This is a genomic window from Cellulomonas chengniuliangii (assembly GCF_024508335.1).
GTDB classification, from domain to species: Bacteria; Actinomycetota; Actinomycetes; order Actinomycetales; family Cellulomonadaceae; genus Cellulomonas_A; species Cellulomonas_A chengniuliangii.
In genome coordinates this window covers 306495-319110 of sequence record NZ_CP101988.1, presented here as the reverse complement: position 1 = coordinate 319110, position 12616 = coordinate 306495, and the positions used below count along the sequence as shown (strand labels likewise).

At 72.5% G+C, this 12616-nt stretch carries 16 protein-coding genes and 3 tRNA genes; 12 read left to right on the top strand and 7 right to left on the bottom strand.

Going from position 1 to position 12616, the window contains the following annotated elements; all coding sequences use genetic code 11:
- The first annotated feature begins 107 nt into the window (after positions 1-107).
- The gene (galE, locus tag NP064_RS01515; protein ID WP_227568281.1) at positions 108-1064 is read left to right on the top strand and encodes a UDP-glucose 4-epimerase GalE; all 957 of its coding nucleotides are present in this window, start codon (positions 108-110) and stop codon (positions 1062-1064) included.
- A 6-nt stretch (positions 1065-1070) separates the two neighbouring features.
- On the opposite strand, the gene NP064_RS01510 is transcribed toward galE, so the two are convergent.
- Both NP064_RS01510 and NP064_RS01505 read right to left on the bottom strand, forming a co-directional pair.
- Positions 1071-1997: an LLM class flavin-dependent oxidoreductase gene (locus NP064_RS01510; protein ID WP_227568282.1), complete on the bottom strand. Its 927-nt coding sequence runs from the start codon at positions 1995-1997 to the stop codon at positions 1071-1073.
- A gap of 60 nt (positions 1998-2057) precedes the next feature.
- Complete coding sequence (locus NP064_RS01505) at positions 2058-2411, bottom strand: metallopeptidase family protein (protein WP_227568283.1); 354 nt, start codon at positions 2409-2411, stop codon at positions 2058-2060.
- 147 nt (positions 2412-2558) lie between these two features.
- Here NP064_RS01505 and NP064_RS01500 point away from each other — a divergent pair.
- The 7 genes from NP064_RS01500 (at position 2559) to NP064_RS01470 (ending at position 5785) form a co-directional block, all read left to right on the top strand.
- A tRNA-Glu gene (locus NP064_RS01500) sits at positions 2559-2631 on the top strand.
- Between the two features lie 34 nt (positions 2632-2665).
- A tRNA-Asp gene (locus tag NP064_RS01495) sits at positions 2666-2739 on the top strand.
- 41 nt (positions 2740-2780) lie between these two features.
- Positions 2781-2853, top strand: a tRNA-Phe gene (locus NP064_RS01490).
- Between the two features lie 107 nt (positions 2854-2960).
- A complete protein-coding gene (locus NP064_RS01485) occupies positions 2961-3113 on the top strand; it encodes a hypothetical protein (RefSeq protein ID WP_227568284.1) in 153 nt (50 codons plus the stop codon).
- A gap of 165 nt (positions 3114-3278) precedes the next feature.
- Positions 3279-4442 carry an NAD-dependent epimerase/dehydratase family protein gene (locus NP064_RS01480; RefSeq protein ID WP_227568285.1) on the top strand — a complete coding sequence of 388 codons (1164 nt, stop codon included), beginning with the start codon at positions 3279-3281 and terminating at the stop codon, positions 4440-4442.
- Positions 4439-5302: an SDR family oxidoreductase gene (locus NP064_RS01475; RefSeq protein ID WP_227568286.1), complete on the top strand. Its 864-nt coding sequence runs from the start codon at positions 4439-4441 to the stop codon at positions 5300-5302. Before NP064_RS01480 ends, NP064_RS01475 begins: the two co-directional genes overlap by 4 nt.
- Positions 5303-5503: 201 nt before the next feature.
- Positions 5504-5785, top strand: coding sequence for an isoamylase early set domain-containing protein (locus NP064_RS01470; RefSeq protein WP_227568287.1), 282 nt, complete (start codon positions 5504-5506; stop codon positions 5783-5785).
- Between the two features lie 22 nt (positions 5786-5807).
- On the opposite strand, the gene nrdI is transcribed toward NP064_RS01470, so the two are convergent.
- Positions 5808-6239: a class Ib ribonucleoside-diphosphate reductase assembly flavoprotein NrdI gene (nrdI, locus tag NP064_RS01465; RefSeq protein ID WP_227568288.1), complete on the bottom strand. Its 432-nt coding sequence runs from the start codon at positions 6237-6239 to the stop codon at positions 5808-5810.
- An 86-nt stretch (positions 6240-6325) separates the two neighbouring features.
- A complete protein-coding gene (locus NP064_RS01460) occupies positions 6326-6865 on the bottom strand; it encodes a DUF1269 domain-containing protein (protein ID WP_227568289.1) in 540 nt (179 codons plus the stop codon).
- A 261-nt stretch (positions 6866-7126) separates the two neighbouring features.
- Here NP064_RS01460 and NP064_RS01455 point away from each other — a divergent pair, with 261 nt between their 5' ends.
- The 3 genes from NP064_RS01455 (at position 7127) to NP064_RS01445 (ending at position 8331) form a co-directional block, all read left to right on the top strand.
- Positions 7127-7564: a phage holin family protein gene (locus NP064_RS01455; protein WP_227568290.1), complete on the top strand. Its 438-nt coding sequence runs from the start codon at positions 7127-7129 to the stop codon at positions 7562-7564.
- A gap of 144 nt (positions 7565-7708) precedes the next feature.
- Positions 7709-8068, top strand: coding sequence for a phage holin family protein (locus tag NP064_RS01450; protein ID WP_256813751.1), 360 nt, complete (start codon positions 7709-7711; stop codon positions 8066-8068).
- On the top strand, positions 8065-8331 hold the full coding sequence (locus NP064_RS01445; RefSeq protein WP_227568292.1) for a DUF3618 domain-containing protein: 267 nt from the start codon (positions 8065-8067) through the stop codon (positions 8329-8331). Before NP064_RS01450 ends, NP064_RS01445 begins: the two co-directional genes overlap by 4 nt.
- Positions 8332-8809: 478 nt before the next feature.
- Here NP064_RS01445 and NP064_RS01440 read toward each other — a convergent pair whose 3' ends face one another.
- On the bottom strand, positions 8810-9019 hold the full coding sequence (locus NP064_RS01440; RefSeq protein ID WP_066586452.1) for a BldC family transcriptional regulator: 210 nt from the start codon (positions 9017-9019) through the stop codon (positions 8810-8812).
- Between the two features lie 453 nt (positions 9020-9472).
- Here NP064_RS01440 and NP064_RS01435 point away from each other — a divergent pair, with 453 nt between their 5' ends.
- Positions 9473-9679, top strand: coding sequence for a DUF3073 domain-containing protein (locus NP064_RS01435; RefSeq protein ID WP_227568293.1), 207 nt, complete (start codon positions 9473-9475; stop codon positions 9677-9679).
- A gap of 219 nt (positions 9680-9898) precedes the next feature.
- Here NP064_RS01435 and purM read toward each other — a convergent pair whose 3' ends face one another.
- Together purM and purF are read right to left on the bottom strand one after the other, a co-directional pair.
- Entirely contained in the window at positions 9899-11023 is a 1125-nt protein-coding gene (purM, locus tag NP064_RS01430; RefSeq protein ID WP_227568294.1) for a phosphoribosylformylglycinamidine cyclo-ligase, read from the bottom strand.
- Complete coding sequence (purF, locus tag NP064_RS01425; protein WP_227568295.1) at positions 11020-12567, bottom strand: amidophosphoribosyltransferase; 1548 nt, start codon at positions 12565-12567, stop codon at positions 11020-11022. Before purF ends, purM begins: the two co-directional genes overlap by 4 nt.
- Between the last annotated feature and the right edge of the window lie 49 nt (positions 12568-12616).

The window sequence follows — 12616 nt, the reverse complement described above, 5'->3', positions numbered from 1 at the left end:
AGATGCTCAGCATACTGAGGACCATCCGGAACGCTAGCCGCGTCCTCCAGGCTCCCACCTGCAGGCCCCCTCGGCAGGTCCGAAATGTCCACGAGTACGCTGCAGGGATGAACTGGCTGGTCACCGGCGGCGCCGGCTACATCGGGTCGCACATCGTCCAGGCCTTCCAGGGCGTCGGCCTCGGGGTGGTCGTCCTCGACGACCTCTCCAGCGGCCACGCCGAGTTCGTCCCGGACGACGTGCCGCTGGTCCGCGGCTCCATCCTCGACACGGACCTCGTGGCCGCGACGCTCGCCGAGCACCGCGTCACCGGGGTGGTGCACCTCGCGGGGTTCAAGTACGCCGGGGTCTCGGTCGACCGCCCCCTGCACACCTACGAGCAGAACGTCACCGGCACGGGCCGCCTCCTCGCCGGGATGGCCGCCGCGGGCGTGGACAAGATCGTGTTCTCCTCGAGCGCGGCCGTCTACGGCACGCCCGACACCGACCTGGTGACCGAGCAGACGGCCACCGCCCCCGAGTCCCCCTACGGCGAGTCCAAGCTGATCGGCGAGTGGCTGCTGCGCGACCAGGGCCGCGCCACCGGCCTGCGCCACACCTCGTTGCGGTACTTCAACGTGGTGGGGTCCGGCTCCCCCGCGCTGTTCGACTCGAGCCCGCACAACCTGTTCCCGCTGGTGCTGGACGCCCTCGTCGCCGGGCGCACCCCCCGCATCAACGGCGACGACTACCCCACCCCGGACGGCACCTGCGTGCGCGACTACGTCCACGTGGCCGACCTGGCCATCTCCCACGTCGCCGCCGCGCAGGCCCTGGCCGCCGGACGCGACCTGGAGCCCGTCTACAACCTGGGCAGCGGCGACGGCGTCTCGGTGCGGCAGATCATGACGGCCATGGCCAACGCCACCGGCATCCCGTTCACCCCCGAGGTGGCGCCGCGCCGCGCCGGGGACCCCGCGCGGATCGTCGCCTCCGGCGAGCTGGCCGCCCGGGACCTCGACTGGAAGATGCGCCACACCCTCGCCGACATGGTCCAGTCCGCCTGGGAAGCGCGCGCCCGCTGACCGGCGCTACCTGCGCAGCTCGGGCAGCCGCCCGGCGGCCTGCTCCAGCACACGCTCCGAGCCGGCGTAGATGCCGCTCTGGCGCGGCCAGTGCACCACCACGTCGGTGAACCCCAGGGCCGACGCCCGCTGCACCCCCTCGATCAGCAGGTCCAGCGAGCCCAGCGAGTACAGCGGGGCGCCGTCCAGGCTCAGGTAGCGACGCTGCGGCCCCACGTCGGGACCTTCCTCGGCGCGCACGGCCGCCAGCACGTCGTCGAAATCGGCGACCATGCCCGCCAGCCCCGCCCACCAGCGCTCCTGCGCCCGCGCCGGGGGCAGGTCGGTGTCCTCCGGCCCGAACGACGGGCCGTACGTGGCCCAGCCCTGGCCGTGCCGCGCGGCGAGCCGCATGGTGCGGGGGCCGTTGGCCGCCACGACGAACGGGACCCGCGGGCGGGCCAGGGTGCCGGGCAGCATCCGGGCGTCGTGCGCCTCGTAGAACTCCCCGACGTGCTCGGTGACCGGGCGCCTGAGCAGGCCGTCGAGCAGGCCGACGAACTCCTCGAACCGCCGCGTCCGCACGCCGCGAGGCAGCGGCGGGCCCAGCACCGACGCGTCGAGCCCCTCCCCGCCGGCGCCCAGCCCGAGCAGGAACCGGCCGCCGCTGATGTCGTCCAGCCCCAGCACGTCCTTCGCGAACGGCACCGGGTGGCGGAAGTTCGGCGACGCCACCCAGGTTCCCAGCCCGATCCGGTCGGTCACAGCCGCCGCCGCGGCGAGCAGCGGAACCGTCGCGAACCAGGGCTCGTCCGCGAGCGACCGCCACGCCAGGTGGTCGTAGGTCCACGCGTGGTCGAAGCCGTAGTCCTCCGCACGCTGCCAGCGCTCGCGCGCCACGCTCCACCGGTCCTGCGGCAGCAGAACCACGCCGATGCGCACCTGTTCACTCATCCGGTCACGGTAGCGGCGGCCGCCACGCCACGGGCGCCGAGCACGTCGCGCGCGGACCCGTCAGGCCCAGCCCAGGTCGTGCAGGCGGGCGTCGTCGATGCCGAAGTGGTGGGCGATCTCGTGGACCACGGTGACCGCGACCTCCTCGACCACCTCGTCGCGGTCCTCGCAGATCGCGAGCGTCGGGTTGCGGAAGATTGTGATGCGGTCGGGCAGCGAGCCCATCGCCCACCACTCACCGCGCTCCGTCAGCGGTGTGCCGTCGTACACGCCCAGCAGGTCCGGCTCCCCCTCGGGCGGGTCGTCCTCGACCAGCACCACGACGTTGTCGATCTGCGCCGCGAGCTCCGGCGGGATCAGGTCGAGCGCGTCGCTCACCGCCAGCTCGAAGTCCTCGCGCGACATCTGCACCATGGACCCATCCTGCCTCGGTTATGCTGATCCACGGTTCGCGGCGGTTCACCGCCAAAAACTGGTCTGACCTGCTGTTTTGGTGTTCTGGGCTGGCAGACCGTATGGTTAACACCGGTCTGAAGACGCCTCGACGTCAGGGGCAGTCCCGCCCCCATCGTCTAGCGGCCTAGGACCCCGCCCTTTCACGGCGGTAGCACGGGTTCGAATCCCGTTGGGGGTACGAGCAGTACTGCAGGAACCTTGTCTCACCACAAGGCCCCGTAGCGCAGTTGGTTAGCGCGCCGCCCTGTCACGGCGGAGGTCGCGGGTTCAAGTCCCGTCGGGGTCGCTCGATCAACACCCGGTCATCTGGCCGGGTGTTGTCGGTTCGGCCACTTAGCTCAGTTGGTAGAGCGTTCGACTGAAAATCGAAAGGTCGGCAGTTCGACCCTGCCAGTGGCCACAGATCACCACCACGAGTCACCACCAGCACGAGCCCCGCCCGGCATCCGGAGCGGGGCTTCGTCGTCTGCGGTGGCGAGCCCCGACGGCCCGTCCCACCATGGGGCGATGACGAACGCGCCTGTGCCGACGCTGACCGCAGTCGCCCTCGTCGGGACCTTGACGCCCTCCCCCGCGCCGTCGGGCGCCGCCACGGCCTTGGCGAGGGCGGCGCGCCTCGCCCGGCTGCCGCAGTCCGCCCCCTGCCCGCCCGCCAGGTAGCCCGGGCGCCCGCTCGACGCACTGGCCTCACCGACGACGCCGATCCAGGAGGGACCGCATGCGGAGGAACACGTGGCCACCCCGGGGCTGGCAGGCGATGCGGGTGCGCGGCCGACGCACCAGGCACGCGCTGCGCGTCGCGACGCACCCCCGGCGGACGACGTCATGAGGGTCGTCGTCGTCGGGGGCAGCGGGAACGTGGGCACGGCGTTGCTGCGCCGGCTCTCCGGAGACCAGGCGATCACGTCGGTGGCCGCGGTGGCCCGCCGCACGCCGGCCAGCACCCCGGTCCCGCCCTACGACGTCGCCGAGTGGACGTCCTGCGACGTCGGGGCGCAGGGGGCCGACGGCCCGATCGTCGACCGGCTGGCGCGGGTGTTCGCGGGGGCTGACGCCGTGGTGAACCTGGCGTGGGCCATCCAACCCAGCCACGTCCGGGACCGGCTGCGCCGCACGAACGTCGTGGGCGCCCAGCGTGTCGTGGCGGCCACGGCCGCGGCCGGTGTGCCGCACTTGGCCGCGGCGTCGTCGGTGGGCGCCTACAGCCCCGTGGACGACGACGTCCCACGGTCGGAGGACTGGCCCACCGAGGGCATCCCGTCGTCCTCGTACAGCGTGGACAAGGCGCAGGTCGAGCGGGTGCTGGACGACGCGGAGCGCCGCTTCCCGGAGCTCACGATCACCCGGGTGCGTCCCGCGCTGGTGTTCCAGCACGACGCCGGCCATGAGATCGGGCGGTACTTCCTCGGCCCCCTGGTGCCTCGGGCCGCGCTCCGCGGGCGGCTTCCCGTGCTGCCCTGGCCACGAGGGCTGCGGCTCCAGGCAGTGCACGCCGACGACCTCGCCGACGCCTACCGGGAGGTGCTGGTGCGGCGCACCGCCGGGGCGGTCAACATCGCGGGGCCCGGCGTCATCCGCGCGCAGGACGTCGCCGAGCTGCTCTCGCAGGGCCGATGGCTCGAGGCGCCCGTGCCGCTCGCCCGCGCGGCGATCACCGCGGGGTGGCGTGCGCGCGCGGTGCCCGTCGGCCCGGGGTGGCTCGACATGGCCATGTCCGCGCCACTGCTCAACACCACCCGGGCGCACCACGAGCTGGGCCTGCGCCCCCAGCGCAGCGGCATCCAGGCCCTAGCGGACCTGCTCCCGGGCATCGCCGCCGGCGCCGGCGCCGGCAGCCCGCCGCTCCGGGCGGCCAAGGGCGGCCGCACACGCCGCCGCACCGCCACCGGCCAGGCGGACCGCGCCCGCCAGGACGACGCCCCGCACGGCGCCTCACGTCAACCGACGACCGAGGGGAAGCACCAGGCTTCCCAGGATGGAGGATCATGAGCCAGGACCAGGCGGGTTTCCCCGCCCAGCAGCAGGAGCCCCCGGGGCTCACCACGCCGATGGACCCGACCCCCGACCACGGCGAGCACAGCTACCGCGGCAGCGGGCGGCTCGCCGGTCGCAAGGCGCTGATCACGGGCGGCGACTCGGGGATCGGCCGGGCTGCCGCGATCGCCTTCGCCCGTGAGGGGGCGGACGTGGCCATCGCCTACCTGCCCGAGGAGCAGCAGGACGCCGAGGAGACGGCCCGGTGGATCACCGACGCCGGTCGCCAGGCCGTGCTGCTCGCGGCCGACCTGCGCGAGGAGGACGAGGCGCGCGGCCTCGTGGACCGCGCAGTCGCCGAGCTGGGCGGGCTGGACGTGCTGGTGAACAACGCCGGCTACCAGATGGCGCGACGGGAGTCGATGGCCGACGTCACCACCGAGGACCTCGACCGGGTGCTGCGCACCAACCTGTACGCGATGTTCTGGCTGACGCAGGCGGCGCTCGAGCACCTGTCCGATGGCGCCTCCATCATCAACACGTCGTCCATCCAGGCGTACCAGCCCTCCCCGGGCCTGATCGACTACGCGGCCACGAAGGCTGCGATCAACAACTTCACGGTGAACCTCGCCGCCGAGCTCGGCGCCCGCGGCATCCGGGTCAACGCCGTGGCGCCCGGCCCCATCTGGACGCCGCTCCAGCCGGCCACGCAGCCACCCGAGAAGATCGAGCAGTTCGGCTCGGACACCCCGCTGGGGCGTGCCGGGCAGCCCGCCGAGGTGGCGCCCGCCTTCGTGTTCCTCGCCTCGGCAGGGGACGCGTCCTACGTCTCCGGGACCGTGCTCGGCGTCACGGGCGGCAAGCCGGTCTTCTGACCATCGCGCGACGGCACGGACGGGCTGACGGTCGCCGTTGGCAAGGGCCACCCGCCGACCCCAGGGTCAGTGGGTGGCCCTTGCCACACCCTCGCCGACCTGTCACCTGACGATCACCTCGCCGACGACCTTCGGAAACATCGGCGCGCCACGATGCCCGGGTCCGCGTCGCCCGCCCGCCCGAGGGAAAGTGGTCCGCCTGTGCTCAAGAAGTCCCGCTCCGCCGCGTCGTCCACCTGCACGCTCACCTTCGCGCTGCCCACGGCCAGCCTCGGCGGCCCGGTGAGCGTGGTCGGCACCTTCAACGACTGGACGCCAGGGGCGCACCCCCTGCGGCGGCGCTCCAACGGGACCGCCAGCGCGTCGGTGACGGTGCCGACGGGCTCGACCGTCCGGTTCCGGTACCTCGGCGCGCACGGGCACTGGTTCGACGATGCCGAGGCCGACGAGATCACCGCGGAGGGCGGTGTCGTCCAGGCGTGATCGCCCTGGCGGGCGTCAGCCGCTACTCCACCGGCAGCGCGCCCGCGGCGAGGGCCGCGTCGAGCTCCTCGAGGATGGCGCGACCCTCGGCGACGTCCCACGGGGTGCCGGCCAGCTCGAACTCGAAGAGCACGGGCCTGCCGGACCTCCGGGCGATCTCACGAGCCGCCATCTGGTAGTGGCGTCCGAAGTTCCGGTTCCCCGAGCCCATGACGCCGACCAGCCGGCGCCGGTTCACGTCCGAGCGCAGGAACCGCCGCACCGCCTCCGGGATCGTGTCGTTGCTGTCGTTGCCCGTCTTGTACGACGGCGTGAGGAGCACCCACGGCCCGTCCGCCTCGCTCGCGCGGTGCTCGCGCTCAGCGAGGTTGAACACGGGACGCTCCAGCCGCTCCGCGAACGACCGGACGAGTCCGCTCGCGCTCGAGTAGTAGTAGAGCGGGGTCTGTCGCATCCCCCGATGCAACCAGCGCCGGAAGACGCCGCCGCCAGGACGATCGTCCTGGCGGCGGTGTGTCACCCGCCACCCGGTGGGTGGCCTCAGGCCGCAGAGTCCGAGTTCGCCTCGGCGATCGCCGCCTCGAGCTCCTTGCTGTCGGCCTTGAGCTGCTTCTTCACGATCTTGTTCCCGCGGGTCAACGCCGCGTCCACCCGCGCCTGGACATCCTCCGCGGCGACGATCAGGACGGCGCTCTGACCATCGTCGAGCTCCTCCCCGAGCTCCTTGAGGTCCTTGCGGCTGACACCGCCGACGATGTGCCCGGTGACGGCCCCGAGCACGAGCCCGCCGCCCGCGCCCCACGCCAGCCCGGCGCCGATGGCGATCGCGGGGAACAGCGCGCTCAGGGCGCCCACCGCCAGGCCGATGCCGAGCCCGGCGACGCCGCCCTGGACCACCGGCTGCTCGTGCCGCTTGACGATCCGGACCTTGCCGTCCTCGCGGTGCGTCACGACGGCGGCGTCGTAGGTGTCGCCCAGGTCCCAGTCCTCGTAGAGCTCCCGCGCGGCGTCGTAGTCGGCGAGGGCGTCATCCACGTTGTCGTACGAGTTGATGATGATCACGTAGCTGTCGAGTGCCATGACGATGCTCCATCGCAGTCGGTGAGGTCGTTGGGATAACGCCTCTGCCCCCAGTTCAAGTCGCCCCGGCATCCCCTGCAACCGGCGAACCCGCCCAGAGCGGTCACGGCCACCCGCGCCCAGCGGGCCGCTCACGTCCCGGCTCCTGGACATCGGCGTCTTACCTGCGTGTTCTCCCTCCGTGGGGGTGGTCGGCGGGCCTAGGCTGTCGCGCGCGCGGCGACGACGCCGGCGCACACCATGGCGACGGCGGAGGCCCCCGTGAGCGAGTTCCCCGGCCCGGAGCGCACCCGCTCAGGCCGATTCTTCGACCGATTCACCGATCCGATCGCCGAAATGGCCCGCGACAAGATCGGGCAGGTCGAGGACAAGGTGCGCGCCTCGGTGCAGGCGGAGATCGACACCGTGTCCCGTGCCGTCAGGGCCAAGGCCGTCGAGGTCCGGCCCAGCGCCCTCGCGTTCGCCGCCGCCGCACTCCTCACGGTGCTCGGCGTCGCCCTGCTCCTCGGTGGCGCCGTCGTGGGCCTCGCGCACGTGGTGTGGTGGTGGTTGTCGTTCCTCCTGGTCGGCGCGGCGGTCATCCTGCTCGCCGCCGGCCTCGCCGCGTGGGGCCGCCACAACCTGCCCCAGCCGGTGCGCGTCACGCCGCTGGCGCCCGAGCCGGGGGTCGATGAGCACGTGCACCCGTGGGCCGACTGACCTGAGCGGCGCGCTGAACGCGCACGTCGGGCCTGTGACCAGCAGACTGGGGCATGGCACGCACGCTCGGTGCGAATGGAGGGTGAGGTCATGGTGACGGGACCGGATCGCGGGACGGACGAACGCCACTCGCTCGGACGGCTGGTGAGTCAGCTGAGCGAGCAGGGAGCGCGACTGGTGCGCGCAGAGATCGATCTCGCCAAGGCGGAGATGGCCGCCCGCGCCAAGCAGGCGGGCATCGGGATCGGCCTGCTCGTCGGGGCCGGGCTCTTCGGGTTCTTCGCCTTCGCCACGCTGATCGCCACGGCGGTGCTCGGCCTGTCCAACGCGGTGGACGCATGGCTCGCCGCGCTCATCGTCGCCGTGGTGCTGCTCATCATCACGGCGATCCTCGGGCTGCTGGGCAAGAACCGGTTGCAGTCGGGGATGCCGCCCACACCCGAGGCGGCCAAGGAGAACGTGAAGCTCGACGTCGAGGCAGTCAAGGGAGGAATCCGGTCATGACCGACCCCAAGATCGCGGCGCTGGAGTCGGAGCTCGTCGCGACCCGCGCGCAGCTGGCCGCGACGGTCGACGAGCTCAGCACGCGGCTGGACCCACGGCGTCAGGCGTCCGAGGCCGTCGACAACGGCCGCCGCCTGGTCCGGGACGCGGTCGGCAGCGACCCGCAGGCGGACCCCGAGGCGCGCAAGCGGGCCCGGATCATCCTGGGCGCGGCAGGCGCCGTGGTGGGCCTGATCGTCGCCGGGGCCATCCGCCGCCACTAACGCCCGCCCGCTCGGCCGGACCACGCCGACCAGAGGTGCTGCGCCGCGTACGCCCGCCACGGGCTCCAGCGTCGCGCGGGCCCGGCCGGGCACGACCATGGACGGGCCAGGGTCGAAGGCCTCAGAGAGGGCAGCCGGGTCGGTGTCGAGGTCGAGCCACCGGCGCAGCCGCTGCATGGCGTCTGCGTGGTCCGCCGTGGGAAGCCCGCTCGGCACGGCGGCGTCTCACGTGCCGGTACCAGGACGCCGCGTCGAAGGGCTGGCGACTCCTCAGCGGCGTCCGAGCAGCATCGGTGCCGGTCAGAGCAGGAATCGCGGAGAGCGTCGGTCGAGACGGGCGATCGATCGACGCGGGACGGTCCACATGGTGTTCACGCCCATCCCATCCGGCGGACGAGAGTCGGCGGTGTTGGTGGACCAGTTGTGGGCCCAGTCATCAGGCGGCCCAGGGAATCCAGGGCCGCCGTCGGCGTCAGGCTCAGGCCTTGCCCTCGCGCGGCTGCGGGACGCCGTTGAGGAGCTCGCGGACCTCGGACTCCCGGTACCGGCGGTGCCCGCCCAGCGTGCGGATCGAGGAGAGCTTGCCCGCCTTCGCCCACCGGGTCACGGTCTTCGGGTCGACCCGGAACAGGGTCGCGACCTCGGACGGGGTGAGCAGGGCCTCAGACTCTGCGGGGTGTGCGGACATCGACTGCCTCCAGGTGGCGCACGGTCTGTGGACGAGGTTGCCCTTTGGCCCCAGCCGCGCAGTCTCAGTGTTGTGGTTCCAACCGAGGCGCCACCGACTGGCCCACATGCGGACCTCCGGTGTTGCCTGCCCCCTGCAGCGCTCGTCCTAGCATGGCGTACCCGGTCGAAAGCCGCATAACGTTCGATGTCTGTGGGACGCTTTCTCACGAACGTCTCATCCAGACGGTGCGTATCGGTCCCAACTAGAGTAATCCCTACCGTCCGGTCGGTGCAGCCCGAGGGCCCATCCGTGAGACGTTGTGACAAGAGACGCAACCGGCCCACCTGACGCAAGTGGTCGGAATAGCAGCGGAGCATGTACCGTTGCCCCACGAAGAGACGATTCAGCACCCCGGGGCCGCACGTGCAAGCACGGTGCCGCCCCGCATCCACGTAAGAGGGGGTCGATGCCATGGGGCGCGGCCGTCAGAAGGCTAAGCAGACGAAGGTTGCCCGGGAGCTGAAGTACTTCAGCCCGGAGACCAACTACCGAGCACTCGAGCAAGAGCTCACGTCGCGAGGCCATAACGATGTCGTGACCGACAGCCGTCGTGCTGTGGACACAGACGACGATGCGGACGGGGCGGGCGACTACCGCCCGTGGGCAGACGAGCGCTGACGCCTCCCAGCGTCAGCGCGTGGGCACGCCGCGATCCCTCGAGCACACCGTGCTGGCGGGATCGCGGCCCCGCCGCCCCCTCTGAGGAGATTCCACCGACGCCAGGACGAGCGGGTCGTTCTCACGCCCCGGCATAGCCCAGCCACGGGCCCCGGGTCGCACAAGCAACCCGAGGGCGGACCTGCGCCTGCTCCTCGGGCCTGCCGCGGCGGACCCCGCTCAGGACGTCCGGTACTCCCCCGTCATCCGCACGGCTCCCGCCTGCACGCCCTTGGTGCCGGAGACCAGCTCGGCGCCCGGCGCGTCCAGCCCGCTCAGGTCGCCCACCACGCCCAGCTCCCACGCGGGCAGGCCGAGCTCGGCGGCGTGGGCCACGACGCCGTCGACCGACTCGGGCGCCACGATCGCGACCATCCCCACGCCCAGGTTAAGGGTGTTCTCCAGGTCGCCCCACGGCACCCCGCCGAGGGTCCGGACCAGGTCGAAGACCGGCGGCAGCAGCCAGCTGCCACGCGCCACCTCCGCCACGAGGCCGGCGGGCAGGACCCGGGCCACGTTGGCCGCCAAGCCACCACCCGTGACATGCGAGAACGCGTGCACACCACCCGCGGCGCGCTCGACCAGCGCCAGGCAGTCGGACGCGTAGACGCGCGTCGGCACCAGCAGCTCCTCGCCGAGGGTGCGGCCCAGTTCCGGCACGTGCCGCTCGAGCCCCCACCCGGCGACCTCGATCACCTTGCGGACCAGCGAGTAGCCGTTGGAGTGCAGGCCGCTAGAGCCCAGCGCCACCAGCACGTCGCCAGCGCGCACCCGGTCGGGCCCGAGCACCTCATCGGCCTCGACCACGCCCGTCGCGGCGCCCGCCACGTCGTACTCCTCCGGGCCCAGCAGCCCGGGGTGCTCGGCGGTCTCGCCGCCCACCAACGCCGTGCCCGCGACCTCGCAGGCCGCGGCGATCCCGCGCACGATGTCCGCGATCCGCTCGGGGACCACGCGGCCGCAGGCGATGTAGTCCGTCATGAACAGCGGCTTGGCGCCCACCACGACGATGTCGTCCACGACCATGCCCACCAGGTCGAACCCGATCGTGTCGTGGATGTCCATCGCCTGGGCGATCGCGACCTTGGTGCCGACCCCGTCGGTGGACGTCGCCAGCAGCGGGCGGCGGTAGCCGACCAGCGCCGAGGCGTCGTACAGGCCGGCGAACCCGCCGAAGCCGCCCAGCACCTGCGGTCCGTGCGTCGCGCGCACCGCGTCCTTCATGAGCTCGACGGCCTTGTCGCCGGCGTGCGTGTCCACCCCGGCCTCGGCGTACGTGACGCCGGGGCCCTGCGCGGCGCTCACGGCTGTTCCAGAGCGGTCGCGCCGCCCGAGGTGCTCAACAACGTCGACAGTCCGTCCTCTGGGGCTCCCAGGGGGAGCTCGTTCTGCTCGAGCAGGTGCTTGCCGAGCCGAGACTCGGGCGGCAGCTCGATGGGGTACTGACCGCTGAAGCACGCGGTGCAGAGCTGGGACGCGGGCTGCTCGGTCGCCTCGATCATCCCCTCCTGGGAGATGTACCCGAGGGAGTCCGCGCCCAGCGACGCGCCGATCTCGTCGGCGCTGAGGCCGTTGGCGATCAGCTCTGCCCGCGACGCGAAGTCGATGCCGTAGAAGCACGGCCACTTGACCGGCGGCGAGCTGATCCGGACGTGCACCTCGGCGGCCCCGGCCTCGCGGAGCATGCGGATCAGCGCGCGCTGTGTGTTGCCGCGGACGATCGAGTCGTCCACCACCACGAGCCGCTTGCCGCGGATCACCTCGCGCAGCGGGTTGAGCTTGAGGCGGATGCCGAGCTGGCGCAGCGTCTGCGACGGCTGGATGAACGTGCGGCCCACGTACGCGTTCTTGGTCAGGCCTTGGCCGAACGGGATGCCCGAGGCGGCCGCGTAGCCCACGGCTGCCGGGGTGCCGGACTCCGGCACGGGGATGACCAGGTCAGCCTCGGCCGGGTGCTCCTGGGCGAGCCGACGGCCCATCTCGACGCGGGCGGCGTGCACCGAGCGACCCGCGATGGTCGTGTCGGGCCGGGCCAGGTACACGTACTCGAAGACGCACCCGGCGCGGTCCACCGGGGCGAAGCGCTGGGTGCGCAGCCCGTCGGCGTCGATCGCGACGAACTCGCCGGGCTCGACCTCCCGCACGAAGGAGGCGCCCACGATGTCCAGGGCGGACGTCTCGCTGGCGACCACCCAACCCCGTTCGAGGCGGCCCAGCACGAGGGGCCGGACGCCCTGCGGGTCGCGGGCGGCGTACAGGGTGTGCTCGTCCATGAACACCAGGCTGAACGCGCCCCGCAGGCGCGGCAGCACCTCGAGCGCCGTGGCCTCGAGGGTGTGGTCCGGGTCCCCGGCGAGCAGCGCGGTGATGAGCGCGGTGTCCGTGGTGTTGCCGCGAGCCAGCTCGCCGCGCCGCTGCGCGCCGTACCGCTCGGCGACCAGGTCGACCAGCTCAGCGCTGTTCGTGAGGTTCCCGTTGTGGCCCAGGGCGATGGTGCCGGCCGCCGTGGCGCCGAGCGTGGGCTGGGCGTTCTCCCACGTGCTGCCGCCGGTGGTCGAGTATCGGGCGTGGCCGATGGCCAGGTGCCCGGTCAGGGCGTTCAGCGCGGTCTCGTCGAAGACCTGCGAGACGAGGCCCATGTCCTTGTAGACCAGCAGCTGCTCGCCGTTGGAGGTGGCGATGCCCGCCGACTCCTGGCCGCGGTGCTGCAAGGCGTACAGCCCGAAGTAGGTGAGCTTGGCGACCTCTTCACCCGGAGCCCAGACCCCGAAGACGCCGCAAGCGTCCTGGGGGCCCTTCTCATCCGGTAGCAGGTCGTGGGTCAGAAGTCCGTCTCCGCGAGGGGCCACGGCACCATGGTTGCACAGGTCCCCACCTGCCCGACACGACGATCCGGGG